The following is a 15,790-nucleotide window of genomic DNA, read 5'->3' as shown; positions in this document are numbered from 1 at the left end:
ATTATAGGAAAGGATGGCGTTTTTGTATGTCTATTTCTATACGTAGTGAATTATAACTATTCCCTCAAGGGACTCAACTGCTTTTCAGCTTTTGGATATACTTTCATCCATCTTTGTTTCCTCCTATTGTTGGATAGTGTAATAATTGATAAAAATTTTGATGAAATTGGATTATAACGATTGATCAAAAAAGTTAGTGATTAAAAATATTATTCTTTAGTACATACATTTTTAAGATGTTAAATATATTTCATAATAGTCTCTGTAAGATAGGGATAAGTAGAATAGTACTTTTTATAACTTTGAATGTCATTCATAATAGCACCAGTAAGAAGAAAACAAGCTTTACGGTACTACTAGTTATCAAAGATGTTACAGTAGTTTATTTAGAATCAGTGTGATTGAAAGGTTGTACTATATGGCCTAATAATTTCGAAAAAATGTCGGTGTGGCATAAAACAATTATGGAGGTTAAAGATATGAGTACTTCAAATTTGAATGAAATAAGTAAACAAATTTTAAAAGAGGAGGAAACACTTCAATTTTCCTCTTTTACAAATGAAGATGCCTTGCAACTAGGTTTATTTATCGTTGAAACAGCAAAGCAAGAGGGGAAATTGATTGCTGTTGATATAACGAAAAATGGTGTGCAATTATTTCATTTCAAGATGACAGGGACAAATGAGGAAAATACGAAATGGATTGAGCGTAAAAAACGAGTCGTTTCCCTGCATGATCGTAGCTCGTATTATATGCAGATACAAAGTGAAATAACTGGGGTCTCCTATAATGAAAAATATCTTTTAGATACTTCAGAATACGCTGCGTTTGGTGGATGTTTTCCTATCAGAATAAAAAACGTAGGGGTTATTGGAATGATAACAGTTTCAGGATTACCACCAGAAGAAGATCACGAATTGGTAATAAGGGCAGTTAAAAATCATTTGAAGCAATAGTAAAAATAAATGTGATGGTTAAGTAAAAGCCAAGAATGAACATATTATTGTTCGTTTTTGGCTTTTTATTATTTTTTCTTATAGTCGGCTAAGGGGGTTCTTTTACAGGTAGTACTTAATTGTGCAATGTTCTTTAAATTGCATCGTTTTGTTCGAGTGAGCGAAATTGCTGTAATTGAAGATGCTCTAAATTAATGTGAAATTTGGTGATTAAAGTAGCTACATTTCATATTTGTGTAAATATGAAACAAGCAGGATACATGAATAGAGAATGGGTAAAATAGTACCGAATGATGATTAGATTTTATGAATGATGTTATAAGGCTTTTTTTAGGAAAACTGAAGGAAGCAGTGTGTTTAGATTTAGAATGACTGGCAATGGGTGCTAGGAAGTTCAATGATTCAAAAATGAACTCATTTAAACGCATACTATCTTCGAGATGTATCATTTTGAAGAATATTAAAACTTAGGAGGAACGGAATTATGACAAAAGATTTCTATACTGCACTGAAAGAAAGACGTACTTACTATGGGATTAATAAAGAGGTACAAGTATCGGATGAAAAAATTAAAGAAATCGTGGAGTTTGCTGTGAAATATACTCCATCCGCTTTCAATTCTCAAACTGCACGATTAGTTGTATTATTTGGTGAAGCTCATGATAAATTATGGGATATTACCACTGAAACATTAAGAAAAGTAGTTGGAGATGGAGACTTTTCAGGAACGCAACAAAAAATGGATTCTTTTAAAGCTGGTTATGGAACAGTATTATTCTTTGAAGATGAGGCTATCGTTAAATCGCTTCAAGAAAAGTTTGCTGCATATGCTGAAAACTTCCCAATTTGGTCACACCAAGCATCAGGTATGCACCAATTAGTCGTGTGGACAGGTTTAGAAGCAGAGGGATTAGGGGCATCATTACAACATTATAATCCATTAATTGACGATGAGGTAAAACAAGAATGGAATGTCCCTGCTAATTGGAAACTAATTGCACAAATGCCATTTGGTAATCCAACAGCTGCACCAGGTGAAAAAGAATTCCAACCACTTGAAGAGCGTGTGAAATTTCATAAGTAATATTCGAATGTAATAAAATGGAAATTTAATCAGTGGTGGTCTTACTGTCCGCAAATAGCAGGGGAAGCTAACTGTATTGTAAAAATAAAACTGTTTATTAATAAAAAAGCTTATTCGTTTTTTTTATTAATCGAGTATGTATGAATAAAAGATTTTAAAACACTATTTTAATCTGTAAGGGAACAAGGTGATCGTTTTGATCACCTTGCTTTATTTCTTACATTTTATTTATTAAAAAACGCTAGCTTTTCATAAATGCTTGAAAAATTAGCGTTTTAATAATAAGTATCTGTAATTTGATTACTTAAAACTATATACGAAAAAGCTTTTATGTTATTCCTCAAGTTCTATCCATTCCTGTGACCATTCTTCTATTCCGCGAATAATAGCTTCTAAAGCAAATCCTTTTTGAGTTAAAGAATATTCTATACGAACTGGTGTCTCAGGAAAGACTTTACGTTCGACAATTCCTTCTAGTTCTAATTCTTTCAATCTTTCTGAAAGTAATCTTCCGCTAACAGGAAGAGAAGATTCAAGTGTACAAAAGCGCTGAGATCCAGAAAAAAGTTGGTAAATAATTAGTGCTGTCCATCGTTGACTAAAAAATTTCATTCCTTTTTCAAAGCGAGGGCATAATGTAGAATCATTCATTTTCCTTCACCTCCTAAAATAAATTATATAACATCTTACTATTAGTAACAAATGTTTTTATAATTAATTACTTGACGTAAATTGATTACGAATGTATACTCACTTACATAAAGTAACTAAGTTGTTTTATGTAACTAAAACTCTTTTCTTTAAATGGCCAAAGTTGTAATGATACATATTGCATATAAGCTGAGAGAAAAAAGAATAGCATCTGTAAAAACACTTACGTTGTGTAAGTTAAACAATAAAAAATATAACAATGGAAGAGAATTTTAGAGATTCTCTATACTAGGAGGTACCTAATGGTTACAACAGATACAATTCATATGTTAGAAGATAAAATTCAATTTATACATCAAGATGGAAAGGATATTTATTTAGTAGGCCCTATCAAATTGCCAATTAATTTATATGGGGAGACTAAAGTTTTTCAATGGTATTCTTGGTTACAATGTAGTGAGGTTACAAATAGTGTAGAAGGAATTATCGAAAAACTCTCATCTATTAATTTAGCTGATATGCAGCAATCTAGTGTACTTGTATATGGTGATTTTGAGAATTCTGAAGATGCCCTAATTCGTATGCATAGTATTTGCCACACCGGTGATATCTTTGGTAGTAAACGTTGTGACTGTGGATTCCAATTAAAGCAGTCTTTACAAATGATTACAGAACATGGTTCAGGTGCTTTATTTTACTTAGCGAATCATGAAGGAAGAGGAATTGGCTTGTTTAGTAAAGCTATGACGTACCTCTTGCAAGAAAATGGGTTAGATACAGTAGAAGCTAATCTGAACCTAGGTTTTGAAGATGATGTTCGAAACTATGATGATACAATTGAAGTATTAAAAGCGCTACGCTCAAAACCTGTAAAACTTATTACAAATAATCCGAAAAAATTAGAAGCGTTACAAAAAGCTGGATTAAATGTTACGAGTCGTGAACCGTTATGGGGTGATGTCTCAGAGTTTAATGAGAAATATTTGCAAACGAAGATTCAGCGTTCTGGACATTTTGAAGGGGGACACTTACATGCTTGAGCATGAATTGTATATGAAGCTAGCACTAGAAAATGCCAAGGCTATGAAGGGACAAACGACTCCAAATCCATTGGTTGGATCTGTAATTGTAAATGATAATCGAATTGTAGGGGGCGGAGCACATATGAAGGCCGGAGAACCACATGCCGAAATACATGCGATACGTATGGCTGGAGAACAGGCACGTGGTGGTACAATTTATGTAACTCTTGAACCTTGTTCTCATCATGGTAGAACAGGGCCTTGTGCTGAAGCAATTGTACAAGCAGGAATTAAGAAGGTAGTAGTTGCTACACTTGATCCAAACCCGCTTGTTTCTGGACGTGGAATTAAAATTCTACAAGATGCAGGTATTGAAGTACTTGTAGGAGTGTGTGAAGAAGAATCTAAAAAAATGAATGAAGTCTTTAATAAATATATTTTGACAAAGCGCCCATTTGTAACGATTAAATCAGGAGTTACATTAGATGGGAAAATCGCTACGTCTTTATCGGATAGTAAGTGGATTACATCTACAGAAGCAAGACAAGAAGTACACCAAATACGAAACGAAAATGCGGCTATTTTAGTAGGAGCGAATACTGTTCAAAAGGATAATCCATCATTGACAACGCGTATTCCAAATGGCCGAAATCCAATTCGAGTAATATTGGACTCGACATTACGCATACCGATGGAAGCTAACGTTGTTACAGATAGAGAAGCTCCTACCTGGATATTTACAACAAGTAATCATGCAGAGGAAAAAAAGAAAGCATTAGAAAATGCAGGAGTTAAAGTATTTGTTACTAGCGGAGAAAAGCATATAAACTTACATGAAATGCTTGATGTTTTAGGACAAAAAGGAGTTTCCTCCCTGCTTATTGAAGGTGGTGGAGAAGTAAATGCTTCGTTTATTGAAAATAAACTAATGGATAAAATTATTTTATATTTCGCACCTAAAATTATTGGAGGTAGATTGGCGCCTAGTTTTGTAGAGGGGACTGGTATTACTAAAATGAAAGATGCAATTGAATTTAAGGATATATCATTTACCCAGATTGGAAAAGATTATAGATTTATTGGCTATCCAGCATATCGGAAAGATGAGCAATAAGGGGAATAAAAACTACTTATATGTTCCGATAAATGGATTGCAGAAAGGAGCGATGAAGAGTGAAGTTTGGATTTGATATCGATGATACACTAATTGATTTAAGGCAGCATGCTTTTCATTTATATAATAAGAAATTAAACAAAAAAGTAGGGTTGGATGTATTCCATTCTTTAAAAACAATTGAAATTCATGAAGCATTTGGCATGACTTCCGAGGAAGGCGGTCATATGTGGAATAGTTTGCTGGATGAGATTTATTATACTTCTTGTTCACCGTTTCCGTATGCTGTAGAGACATTGCAAGAATTAGAAAGACAGGGACATGAAATTTACTATATAACGGCGCGACCTAAAGAGCATGGAGAGCAAACAAAAAAATGGTTAATAGAAAAAGGATTTCCGGTACATGAAGATCGCTTTTTCTATGGAATGAAGGATGAAGAAAAAATACACTTTATACAAGAAATAAAATTAAACTATTTCTTTGATGATAAGCCGGCTGTTTTAGAAACGTTAATAGGAAAACCGATAAATGTATATGCAAAAACTACTTCTTACAATCAATATCTCAATATCCCGCGTATTACAAATTGGATGGAGTTAGGAGATATTATAAAGAAAGATATGTGAGGATTTAAATGGAAAATCAAATAGAGCCAAGAGCATATTGAGTATTACAATTTTAGAGGAAAGACATACGTATTATGTCTTTCCTTATTTTTTAATATTATCGTTTTTATTAGTGTGATGTGCTAGGAGTACTTCTAATAGAGGGGGAATAGAAAAATGAGCAATAAGAAAAATATTTTTAAGCTAGTCTTGTATGGAAGCGTAATTTATATATCATACCAGTGATGGTTTTCCCTGGTGCCACAGTATATGCGGATATTTTGGGTAAGAAGTTCAAGAATTAATGAGATGTGTTCATGATCATGAATTTTTGGAAAACGAAAATTACAATGTTAGGTTATTTTGAATCAGTAGTGGACGATATGCAAAATTACATATTACAAAATAAACATCGTAATTTTTGGATTCTTGGTATAAAATACATTACTTAAACTATATATTAGAATGGAGAAAGTGAATTGGAATTATTAAGAAACAGTAAGATTGGTACAAAACTAAACATATTAATAACTATATCAAGTATTGCATGTATAGTATTATCCCTAATAGGGTTTTGGGGGTTAGAAAGAGGGAAAAGTACTTCCTCTAATATGTATGAGGATAATTTACTGCCAATTGAGTGGATTGGAATTGTAGAATCTAATTTTTATCACGTTAATATGAACTTTATGGAAATAATGTTATCAAAAGATGAAAAAAGAATGAACGAATTAATAAGAGAAATGGATGGGATTCGTAAGGAAAATGATCATCTTTTAAAGCAGTTTGAGGCTAAACTTATTTCTACTAAAGAAAAAGAATTATATAACACGTTTCATGAAACATTTAATGAATTAAGGACTCAAATGAAGAAAGCACAAGAATTAGGGAAGTCTAATAATGAGGAAGCATATGCATATTATCTAAAAGAGATTGAACCTAATATGCAAAAATCAATAAAATCAATTCGTGAATTGATTTTATATAATAGTAATAATGCAGAGCTTTTACAGAAGGAAAATAATAATAGTGCTCAAAATACAATGATAATGTTTGTTAGTATTTCGATTTTAGCAATTTTAATAATTATATTAATTGGATATGTTATTAAATTAACTATCCGAAAACCACTTGCATTACTACAAAATGATATGGAAAAAGTAGCAGCTGGAGATTTAACAACACGTACTCCTTATAAAGCAAATAATGAATTAGGGCATATTGTTCAGTCTTTTAATAGTATGTTAGATAACCTTCAACAATTAATTGCGAATGTTAAGATGACAACACAAGAGGTTATTTTTACTACGGAGGGTGTATTACAAGATACAAATCGAGCGTCTAGTATTTCAAATGAGGTTGTACAGACTGTTTTAGAAGTAAAAACAAAAATAGAAGGACAGGTAACTAGTATTCAGGAGAGCTCATCCTCAATGGAAGAAATTACAACCGGGGTGCAAACTGTAGCTGAATCTTCAGCAGTAGTCGCTGAGGTAGCAGTAACGACTACAGAACGAATAAATATCGGTAGTGAAGTGATAAATCACTCTATTCTTCAAATGAATAGTGTGCATGATGTTGTCGAGGAAACATCAAAAGTAATAAATAAACTTGTTACACGTACACAACAGATTGATACAGCTCTCGCTGCAATTACTAATATTGCCGAACAAACGAATCTTCTTGCCTTAAATGCCGCTATTGAAGCGGCACGTGCTGGAGAGAATGGGAAAGGATTTGCAGTGGTTGCCGCAGAAGTTCGAGACTTGGCTGAGCAATCTAAAGAATCTGCAAAAGAAGTTAATCATTTAATAAAATCCATTCAAAAAGATACCCAAGATACAGTTAATGTCATGCAAAAAGGACAACAAAAGGCAGTAGAAGGAAAAGAAGCTGCTTACAAAGCGAATCAAACCTTCTTGTCTATTATGAGAGATATTGATAAGATTACAGGTCAAATTCAAGAAGTATCCGCAGCGACAGAAGAGATGTCTGCTGGTACAGAAGAAGTAAATGCTTCTCTTTCGCTAGTTTCTGAAACTGCAACGGATGTGAAAAAGGAGACTCTTCAAACTGTAAATTCAATTCAATCACAGGCCGTATCAATTGAACAAATATCAATCCAATCCAACAAAATGAAAGAAAAGGTGGAAGAATTAACGGAATTGGTTTCAAAATTTAATATTACAGAACAAAAAGAATAAGTAAATTGTAAAAGATTAGGTACGGCTATCAGCCTAAAAATAATTGATTTTTTACGATTAAAAAGATTTTAGTAATTAATTCAATCACAAGTGTAATAACATGTATAAAAAACATGAAGACTTAAGAGTCTTCGTGTTTTTTTTATTGAATAATGTCTGAAAAAATATTGATAATTATACGATATTTTGGAATTTATCACAAAATATTCATATATGCAAAATTACATACATTTAATGATTGATAATCACGAGTTAATGTAACTATAATAATTACACTGATAAGTAACTTATTGACGACAATTATAAGTGAAGAAGGAGGGCTTTATTGTATTTTGTATATAAAAAAATAGAGAAGGAGATATGCAAATGAAAAGGTTACTTGTTATAGGCCTAATGTATACAATGTTTTTCCTCATAGGAAATATACACTTACATGCTGATGAACGAATAAATGCAAAAAAAATTACTAGTTTAGAAGAGCCTACTTGGATATTTCAGGCGGGCATAAGTAAGGGAAAATATCATGACCGACAAGATTTAGGATTTATTTTGAAGAGAAATACACCATTAAAGGTAAGACAAACAAATCCTAATTTTAAAGACAAATTAACATTACGTTTATTGTCTAATGACTCAAAAAATGAAAAATCCATACAAGTAGGAAATGAATGGGTTACTATCCAAGGTGATACGTCTTTAGTTCCTTTCATAGATACTCCGTACGGTGAAGAGCACGCTGTACTTGAGTACCAAGTAGGGAATGAAAGTGCTACTAAACCCCTTCCCATTTATAAACAACAAGGAAGTGTATCTCAATTTTTTAGTGCATGGGATCAATTTGATGGAGAGTATGCGTTACTTCAAGGGGAGAGTTTTCAATTATTTGTACCTAAAAAAGATAAAGAGTTAGTAAGATCTTTAAAAGATTTTCAATCGTTGGATGAGTTAATTGCGTATTATGAAGATATTTTTGTGATGTATGATTCAATTATTGGTTTAGATGGCTCAACGTTTGAAAATAAAAAAAGTCAAAATCGTTATTTCTTAAAAGCAGATATATCTGGTGCTGGCGGTGCCTATTATGACACAAATTGGACAGCGAATAGTACAGATAGTACAAAGATGTGGTTAGATAAACTAAGTTGGGGAACTTTACATGAAATCGCTCATGGATACCAAGCTGGTTTTGATAATCAAGGAATATTTACAGGAGAAGTTTCTAATAATCTATTTGGTGTTCAATATCAATATAGTAAATACGGCAAAAAAGCAGATCAAGTTGGTTGGTTGTTTAATTTCGGGAAAAAGGAACAGGTAGAACGGAATTTATATAATGCTCTAATGAAAGAAAATAAAAATTATGATGATTTAGATTTACGACAAAAACTTATTCTTTTAACGATGGCGAAACAAAAAGCTGGCGATGAAGCATTTGCAAAAATGTATCAAGGTTATCGAAAACTAGCTAGCAATACTGCTTTCAAAAAAGGTGACCATTCTTTACCAGATTTAATGAATCAGTATTATAGTGAGAATGGACAAGTTGATTTTACACCTGTTTTTGAAAGGTGGGGTTTTAAGCTTAATCATAAACAAATAGAGATGAATAGGGCGAAAGGTTTTCCGGCTGTTACTTCTTTAGCTTATATAGTGCCTGAATCACAATTAGCGAAAGGAAGAGCTATAGTTGATCCTGATATTCCGATAAACTCCAACTTCGAAATAGTTACGAATCAGCAAATTGCTCCACTTGGGCTAAAAGGGAATTTGCATATCCATTTAAATACAAATGAAATAGATACATTAAAAGGAGGAAAAATTAAATTAAAAGAAGGGAATACAGTTATTCAAGAGAAAACAATTGAAACAACAGATATCAATTTACAAGACGTACCAAATGGAGTGTATACGGTTGAAATTTCAGGTGGGAAAACGAATAGTATGTACCATTTCAGTTCGTATTATGCCTATGTAAAAGAAAAAGATAATAGTCTAAAGATTGATATTAACGAAATGAAAGTGAGTAAGTTGGTAAATGAAACGATTCAATTCCTAGGATTAGGAGATGACCAGTTTGCCGTATTAAATACAGACTTAGAGCAAAATCGAGCTATTTTTACGATTACTACTAAAACGCCTCATAGCTATTATGCAGGTGAAAAATATGCATCGATAGAGGTCTTTAATGAAAAAGGTGAAAAAATTTATACGAAGGAAATGGAAGGAACAAATGTAACAATTGTAAAAGATATCATTCCACTAAAAGAGGGATATAGAATTAAAATCTATCATGATGAAATAAAAAAACGATTAACTAGTAAAGCTACTATTATTAATCCTATGAATAAAACGAATGAATTTATAATAACAAAATGGGGATTGAAAAATACTTCTTTGCAAAATAATCCAGAAGAAAATCTTATACAAAGAATTGATGAAGAAATGGAAGCGATTATAGGTAATCAGTTTTTAAAAGAGATACCAATGCAAAAATTAGAAATGAAAAAGAATGTGTGGATGGCAATAAATATGTTATCAGAACCACAAAAAATAACGTATATGAATAAATATAAAGATAGCTTATATAATGAATAATTTTTGAGAAATGAATTGAATCTAAAAAAGTAGCAAACCAATCTATTAACCTATGTATGTAGAGGTATGTAAAAACGATTGGCTATAGTTAAAATTTTTTATCTATGCTTAAAATTCTAAAATACATTTATTTAATTTAATAATACGATTATAAAGGAGTAAAAATATGAATAATTTCGTAAAGGTAGGTTTAACTACAGGAGTGGTGTTATCGGCGATTATGCCTTATGGAGGAGTACATGCGGAAACAGAAGATTTAAAAGTGGAAACAAAGGAAGATACGTTCCGAACAGGTAATTTAACAGCACCTTCTCAAAATTCGGCAGAAAATGTAGCAAAGGATGCACTAAAAGGAAAAACAGAACAAGCATTATCATCAAAGCAAGTTAATACGGAATCCAAAGTTAATTATAATGTTACGCAAAGTCGTAAATCTTATGATGGTACTACATTGGTACGTCTTCAACAAACGTATGAAGGACGTGATGTATACGGATATCAACTAACAGCACATATTAATGATGATGGTGTACTTACGAGCGTTTCGGGAGATAGTGCCCAAAATTTACAACAACAGGAAGATTTGAAACAACCTATTACTCTATCAGAAGAGGATGCAAAGAAACAGCTTTTCAACATCTATGGAAATGATCTCACATTTATCGAAGAACCAGAAATTAAACAAGTGGTATATGTAGATGAAAATACAAATAAAGCTACAAACGCATATCAAATTACTTTTAGTGCATCTACACCTGAATATGTATCCGGTACAGTATTAATTGATGCTTTTGGTGGTAATCTATTAAAAGAACTCGTTCAAAAATTGGGTATACAAGTAGAGAGTAGTATTGTCCAATCTGCGACATCAAATAAATCAACAGATCCTTCAAAATTAACAGGTACAGGAAAAGATGACTTAGGTATTAATCGTACGTTTGGAATTACACAAAGAAGTGATGGAATGTACATGCTGGCAGATTATTCTCGTGGTAAGGGAATTGAAACATATACTGCTAATTATAAAGATTATAATAATTATAGAAGAAATGTATGGGGTTATCTCGATGATTTAGTAACAAGTAATTCTACAAATTTTACAGATACTAAAGCAGTTAGTGCCCATTATTTAGCAACGAAAGTATATGATTTTTATCAAGAAAAATATGGCCGTAACAGCTTTGATAATAACGGACAAAAAGTAATTTCTGTCGTTCATGGTTGGAACACAAATGGTACGAATAAAGGAAATCCTAAGCAGTGGTTTAATGCATTTAGTAATGGCGCTATGCTAGTATACGGAGATCCAATTGTTAGAGCATTTGATGTGGCAGGACATGAATTTACACACGCGGTTACAAGAAATGAGTCTGGACTTGAGTACGCAGGAGAAGCTGGTGCAATTAATGAAGCGTTATCTGATATTTTAGGAGTAGCCGTTGAAAAGTATGCCAATAACGGAAAGTTCAATTGGACAATGGGAGAACAATCAGGTCGTATTTTTAGAGATATGAAAAACCCATCATCTATCTCTTCTAGATATCCAGAGGATTATAGGCATTATAATAACTTACCTATTGATGCTGACCACGATCATGGTGGTGTACACACGAACTCTAGCATTATTAATAAAGTAGCTTACTTGATTGCTAGTGGTGGAAGCCATAATGGAGTAAACGTACATGGCATTGGAGAAGATAAAATGTTTGATATTTTCTATTATGCAAATACGGATGAATTAAATATGACTTCTGATTTTAAAGAATTAAAAGAAGCTTGTATTCGTGTAGCAACGAACTTATATGGTAAAGACTCATTAGAAGTACAAGCTGTCCAACAAGCCTTTAAAGCAGCGTATATTTAATATTATTGTGATGAATTACAAACTCTTTCATTTTAATATAGTGATTAATTTGTATTTATAGAAAAAAACCTTGTAGAATTTTTCTGCAAGGTTTTTTTGAATGTTATCCCGCTATTTGCTGGGCAGTAAGACCCCCACCTCAAAATTTAGCTGTTATTTTTTTACTTGTTGTAAAGGATGGAAAGCTTTTAAGGTTGTGGCACGCCTCTTAAGAAAAAGATAAGGCGAAGCGATCTCGCTGTTATTTCCCAACAACAAACATTTTATTTAGTGAAAGTTACCAAACGTTTTTCAAAACTATTTTACCTATTGCTTTATTTGACTCCAAATATTCATGTGCTTTTGCAACTTCATCAAACGTAAAAGATTTAGAATCTAGCAATGGACGAAGTTTTCCTTCTTCTACAATTTGCGTTATTTTCGTTAAGATTTCTCCGCAATCATTACGCTTATCTGTATGTAATATTTTTAATGCCATAAAAGTAACGTGCAGAGAGAGTCCTTTTGCGTGTAAAGGAGAGAGGTCATGGGTTGAACGAGCTGCAATAGTTACGACAGTTCCATTGACCGCAGCAGCTTCAAAAGAATGATCAAGATTCTTGCCGCCTACTGTATCAAATATAACTTCAAATCCGTTTCCGTTCGTATGTTTTTGTACATATTCTTGAACAGATTCTTCTTTATAATTAATAGCTATATTGGCTCCTAAACGATGGGCTATTTCCATTTTGTTTTGCTGAGAAGCTGTTGTAAAAACTTTAGCGCCTGCCCATTTAGCTAGTTGAATGGCTACGTGTCCTACGCCACCAGTAGCTCCATGAATGAGAACATTTTGACCAGGTTTAATATTTGCACGATCAAATAAAGATTCCCAAGCTGTAATTGCAACTAATGGTAGAGCAGCAGCTTCTTCCATTGTTAAATTATTAGGTTTGTGAGCAATTAATCGTGCATCAGCAAGCATAAATTCTGCAAGTGCACCTCCAGTTTCTTTAAAACCTCCGGCACATCCGTATACTTTATCCCCTGATTTGAATTTCGAAACACCTTCTCCTACTTCAATAACAATACCAGCTACATCGCCGTGTAATATAGCTGGAAACTCAGGAGCGACGGCTGAAACGGCACCACTACGCATTTTTGTATCGATTGGATTTACACTTGTTGCTTTTACATCGATTAGAACATGACCTGGTAAAAGTTTCGGTTTTGAAACTTCTTCTAATTGAAATACAGATGAATCCCCAAAAGAATGGATAATTTGTGCTTTCATAGTTTATACCTCCTGTTTGTGGTTATAGCATAGCAAAGTACGAAAAATAAGTATAATATTTTGAATTTGGTTAGTGAGAATTTTATATAAAGAAGAGGAAAGTGCATGAAATGAAATAATGTAACGTACTTCTAAAAACTACTGTAAAGCTTTTTGAAGAAAGGGTAGATGTTATTTTTGCAGCATGATTTATTCATTATGTTTATTATTACTCACTTAGTATAGGTATTTTAAAGTGCCTACATCACTTTAAAGTACGTACTGCTATTCATGTTATGGCCGATTTATAATAACACTCGTAGCACAAAGAAAGTTATAACGGTTACAATAGGCAACAATGTGGTGTTACAGTATTGCCTATCAATTTTGAGTAGAAATATGAAAAGTATAGATTTATATGAATGAATGAAAGAAAGAAAGAAAGTGGATTGTGAGCTACAAAAGGATTAAATCGTCTTATTATAGAGAAGCCTTTTGGTTATAATGTAACGTCTGCTCGTGAGTTTAGCGATAAATTAATTGAATATTTTGATAAAATGATATTTATTATAACGATCATTATCTTTGAAAATGAATGGTAACTAGGAATACACTTAGAAAAGTATTACGAAATAAATCGTATGTAATTCAAGACATTTTTATTGACGATAATAATTTATGTGGTTAATATATTAGACATAAGATTATTTAATTACTAAAAGTAATCAGATATAAAATGTTTCGTTAAATTCTATAAATAAGTAAGTTGTGGTAGAAATGCTTTGAATTGCCACTATTAATATTGGGGACAATTAAAAAGCGAAAGGTATAAAAAGAATTGGGATTTGATAACTCTTTGTTTTTATAAAACATGAGCTTCTGTACAATTCATTTTTAAAATATTGACAAGGATTATACAACAAGAGGGGGACTGAAATTGGAATCAATGACCTTTGTTTTATTTGGAGCGACAGGGGACTTAGCGAAACGCAAAATTTACCCAGCACTATATAATTTATATAGAGATCAAAAGCTTCCAAAGCAAATATCCGTTATCGGGCTTGGGAGACGTCAAGTATCTCATGTAGATTTTCAAGAAAGAATAAAAGAATCAATAGAGACGTTTTCCCGTCATAGAGAAGAAGGTACTCCGGAACTGGAAGGTTTTTTAGATAATTTTCGCTATTGTCCATTAGATGTGAGTAAGCCGGAAGACTATGAGAGGTTATTACAAGTCGTTCGTGAAAGGGAAGAAGAATTACATATAAAAGGAAATAGAATGTTTTATCTTTCCGTTGCTCCTGAATTTTTCGAGACCATTGCTTTAAATATTAAGGAAAGCGGACTTGATAAAACGGATGGATGGAAACGTCTGATGATTGAGAAACCATTCGGGCACGACCTTACATCTGCTCGTGAGCTTAACGATAAGCTTAGTCGCACGTTTGAAGAAGACGAGATATACCGTATCGATCATTATTTAGGTAAACCGATGATTCAAAATCTTGAAGCATTAGAATTTGCAAATCCTGTTCTCCAATCAATTTGGAATAAAGAACATATAGCGAATGTACAAATCACAGCGAGTGAAACAGTTGGGGTTGAAGAAAGGGCAGGATATTATGACCAGGCAGGGGCCATTCGAGATATGGTTCAAAATCATATGTTACAAATATTAATGATGACTGCTATGAATCTGCCGGAAAAGGTTAATGCATGTGAAATTCGAGAGGAAAAGCGAAAGGTAATGGAAACGCTTCGTAAAGTGAAAAAAGAAGACGTTCAAAGCCATATCATTCGCGGACAATACGCTGCAGGTGAGATAAAAGGCGGGCAAGTTGTAGCATACAAAGAGGAGCCAGGAGTAAATCCTTCTTCTAACATAGACACATTTGTTGCTGCTCGCCTGTGGATCGATAATCCATTTTGGACTGGCGTTCCCTTCTATATACGAACAGGCAAACGAATGAAAGAAAAGTCTACTCGTATTGTAATCGAATTTAAAAATACGTTAAAACAGCAATATCAAGATAATAATCCAAATGCAGCACCTAACTTATTAATAATTGAAATTAGCCCAGGTGAGAACGTTTCATTACAGTTAAACAGTAAAAATCCATTGAAAAATGGAGAAATTGAACCGATGCGTATTAACTTTACTTGTGAGCAAGCGGATGTGGGAGTACCTGAAGCGTATGAAAGACTCATTCATGATGCTGTGAGTGGAGACGCTACATTCTTTGCACATTGGAGAGAAGTTGAATTGTCATGGGAATGGGTACAACCAATTCTTGAAGCGTTCGAGGAAAACTTATTACCGCTTCATGAATATGAGTCTGGTTCATATGGTCCAGAAGCGTCTAATGAACTGTTACAAGAAAGTGGATTTAAATGGTGGTTAGATCAAGAGACGGAAAAATAAGTACTTTCTTTAATGAAA

12 protein-coding genes and 1 pseudogene are annotated in these 15,790 nt (G+C 32.9%); 11 read left to right on the top strand and 2 right to left on the bottom strand.

Annotated features, from left to right (window positions below; translation table 11 throughout):
- Positions 1-440 precede the first annotated feature (440 nt).
- Together AB6801_RS14925 and AB6801_RS14920 are read left to right on the top strand one after the other, a co-directional pair.
- Positions 441-956 (top strand): heme-degrading domain-containing protein, encoded by a 516-nt coding sequence (locus tag AB6801_RS14925; RefSeq protein WP_002061924.1) that lies wholly within the window; start codon positions 441-443, stop codon positions 954-956.
- A 484-nt stretch (positions 957-1,440) separates the two neighbouring features.
- Positions 1,441-2,040: a nitroreductase family protein gene (locus AB6801_RS14920; protein ID WP_000158938.1), complete on the top strand. Its 600-nt coding sequence runs from the start codon at positions 1,441-1,443 to the stop codon at positions 2,038-2,040.
- Between the two features lie 333 nt (positions 2,041-2,373).
- Here the strand turns inward: AB6801_RS14920 and AB6801_RS14915 are convergent, their stop codons facing one another.
- The gene (locus AB6801_RS14915) at positions 2,374-2,691 is read right to left on the bottom strand and encodes a winged helix-turn-helix transcriptional regulator (protein WP_001000104.1); all 318 of its coding nucleotides are present in this window, start codon (positions 2,689-2,691) and stop codon (positions 2,374-2,376) included.
- Positions 2,692-2,993: 302 nt separating this feature from the next.
- Here AB6801_RS14915 and AB6801_RS14910 point away from each other — a divergent pair, with 302 nt between their 5' ends.
- The 7 genes from AB6801_RS14910 to AB6801_RS14880 all read left to right on the top strand — a co-directional run bounded on the left by AB6801_RS14910 (position 2,994) and on the right by AB6801_RS14880 (position 12,098).
- Positions 2,994-3,731: a GTP cyclohydrolase II gene (locus AB6801_RS14910; protein WP_000258865.1), complete on the top strand. Its 738-nt coding sequence runs from the start codon at positions 2,994-2,996 to the stop codon at positions 3,729-3,731.
- Positions 3,724-4,827, top strand: coding sequence for a bifunctional diaminohydroxyphosphoribosylaminopyrimidine deaminase/5-amino-6-(5-phosphoribosylamino)uracil reductase RibD (gene ribD, locus AB6801_RS14905; RefSeq protein ID WP_370941099.1), 1,104 nt, complete (start codon positions 3,724-3,726; stop codon positions 4,825-4,827). Before AB6801_RS14910 ends, ribD begins: the two co-directional genes overlap by 8 nt.
- Positions 4,828-4,886: 59 nt before the next feature.
- A complete protein-coding gene (locus tag AB6801_RS14900) occupies positions 4,887-5,456 on the top strand; it encodes a 5' nucleotidase, NT5C type (protein ID WP_000668223.1) in 570 nt (189 codons plus the stop codon).
- A 296-nt stretch (positions 5,457-5,752) separates the two neighbouring features.
- Positions 5,753-5,887 carry a hypothetical protein gene (locus AB6801_RS14895; RefSeq protein WP_000605687.1) on the top strand — a complete coding sequence of 45 codons (135 nt, stop codon included), beginning with the start codon at positions 5,753-5,755 and terminating at the stop codon, positions 5,885-5,887.
- A 27-nt stretch (positions 5,888-5,914) separates the two neighbouring features.
- A complete protein-coding gene (locus tag AB6801_RS14890; protein ID WP_000421999.1) occupies positions 5,915-7,639 on the top strand; it encodes a methyl-accepting chemotaxis protein in 1,725 nt (574 codons plus the stop codon).
- Between the two features lie 366 nt (positions 7,640-8,005).
- Positions 8,006-10,234: a putative mucin/carbohydrate-binding domain-containing protein gene (locus tag AB6801_RS14885; RefSeq protein ID WP_370941098.1), complete on the top strand. Its 2,229-nt coding sequence runs from the start codon at positions 8,006-8,008 to the stop codon at positions 10,232-10,234.
- 166 nt (positions 10,235-10,400) lie between these two features.
- Positions 10,401-12,098, top strand: coding sequence for a M4 family metallopeptidase (locus AB6801_RS14880; RefSeq protein WP_370941097.1), 1,698 nt, complete (start codon positions 10,401-10,403; stop codon positions 12,096-12,098).
- 277 nt (positions 12,099-12,375) lie between these two features.
- Here AB6801_RS14880 and AB6801_RS14875 read toward each other — a convergent pair whose 3' ends face one another.
- Positions 12,376-13,371 (bottom strand): zinc-dependent alcohol dehydrogenase family protein, encoded by a 996-nt coding sequence (locus tag AB6801_RS14875; RefSeq protein WP_097999239.1) that lies wholly within the window; start codon positions 13,369-13,371, stop codon positions 12,376-12,378.
- A gap of 416 nt (positions 13,372-13,787) precedes the next feature.
- On the opposite strand from AB6801_RS14875, the pseudogene AB6801_RS14870 reads away from it, so the two are divergent.
- Together AB6801_RS14870 and zwf are read left to right on the top strand one after the other, a co-directional pair.
- Positions 13,788-13,939 (top strand): annotated as a pseudogene (locus AB6801_RS14870) (glucose-6-phosphate dehydrogenase); the annotation flags it as partial.
- Between the two features lie 348 nt (positions 13,940-14,287).
- Positions 14,288-15,772: a glucose-6-phosphate dehydrogenase gene (zwf, locus tag AB6801_RS14865; protein ID WP_000445362.1), complete on the top strand. Its 1,485-nt coding sequence runs from the start codon at positions 14,288-14,290 to the stop codon at positions 15,770-15,772.
- The last annotated feature ends 18 nt before the right edge of the window (positions 15,773-15,790 follow it).

The sequence above is a fragment of the Bacillus sp. RCC_6_1 genome, from assembly GCF_041360755.1.
Taxonomy (GTDB): domain Bacteria; phylum Bacillota; class Bacilli; order Bacillales; family Bacillaceae_G; genus Bacillus_A; species Bacillus_A cereus.
The sequence above is the reverse complement of the archived record's forward strand: the minus strand, read 5'-3'. Positions and strand labels throughout refer to the sequence as shown.

What these genes read in the sequence shown, in the direction of transcription:
- AB6801_RS14915 (WP_001000104.1), bottom strand. Translation starts at nt 2,691, where the DNA reads ATGAATGATTCTACATTATGCCCTCGCTTTGAAAAAGGAATGAAATTT.
- AB6801_RS14920 (WP_000158938.1), top strand. Translation starts at nt 1,441, where the DNA reads ATGACAAAAGATTTCTATACTGCACTGAAAGAAAGACGTACTTACTAT.
- AB6801_RS14875 (WP_097999239.1), bottom strand. Translation starts at nt 13,371, where the DNA reads ATGAAAGCACAAATTATCCATTCTTTTGGGGATTCATCTGTATTTCAA.
- AB6801_RS14880 (WP_370941097.1), top strand. Translation starts at nt 10,401, where the DNA reads ATGAATAATTTCGTAAAGGTAGGTTTAACTACAGGAGTGGTGTTATCG.
- ribD (WP_370941099.1), top strand. Translation starts at nt 3,724, where the DNA reads ATGCTTGAGCATGAATTGTATATGAAGCTAGCACTAGAAAATGCCAAG.
- AB6801_RS14925 (WP_002061924.1), top strand. Translation starts at nt 441, where the DNA reads ATGTCGGTGTGGCATAAAACAATTATGGAGGTTAAAGATATGAGTACT.
- AB6801_RS14895 (WP_000605687.1), top strand. Translation starts at nt 5,753, where the DNA reads ATGATCATGAATTTTTGGAAAACGAAAATTACAATGTTAGGTTATTTT.
- AB6801_RS14885 (WP_370941098.1), top strand. Translation starts at nt 8,006, where the DNA reads ATGAAAAGGTTACTTGTTATAGGCCTAATGTATACAATGTTTTTCCTC.
- AB6801_RS14910 (WP_000258865.1), top strand. Translation starts at nt 2,994, where the DNA reads ATGGTTACAACAGATACAATTCATATGTTAGAAGATAAAATTCAATTT.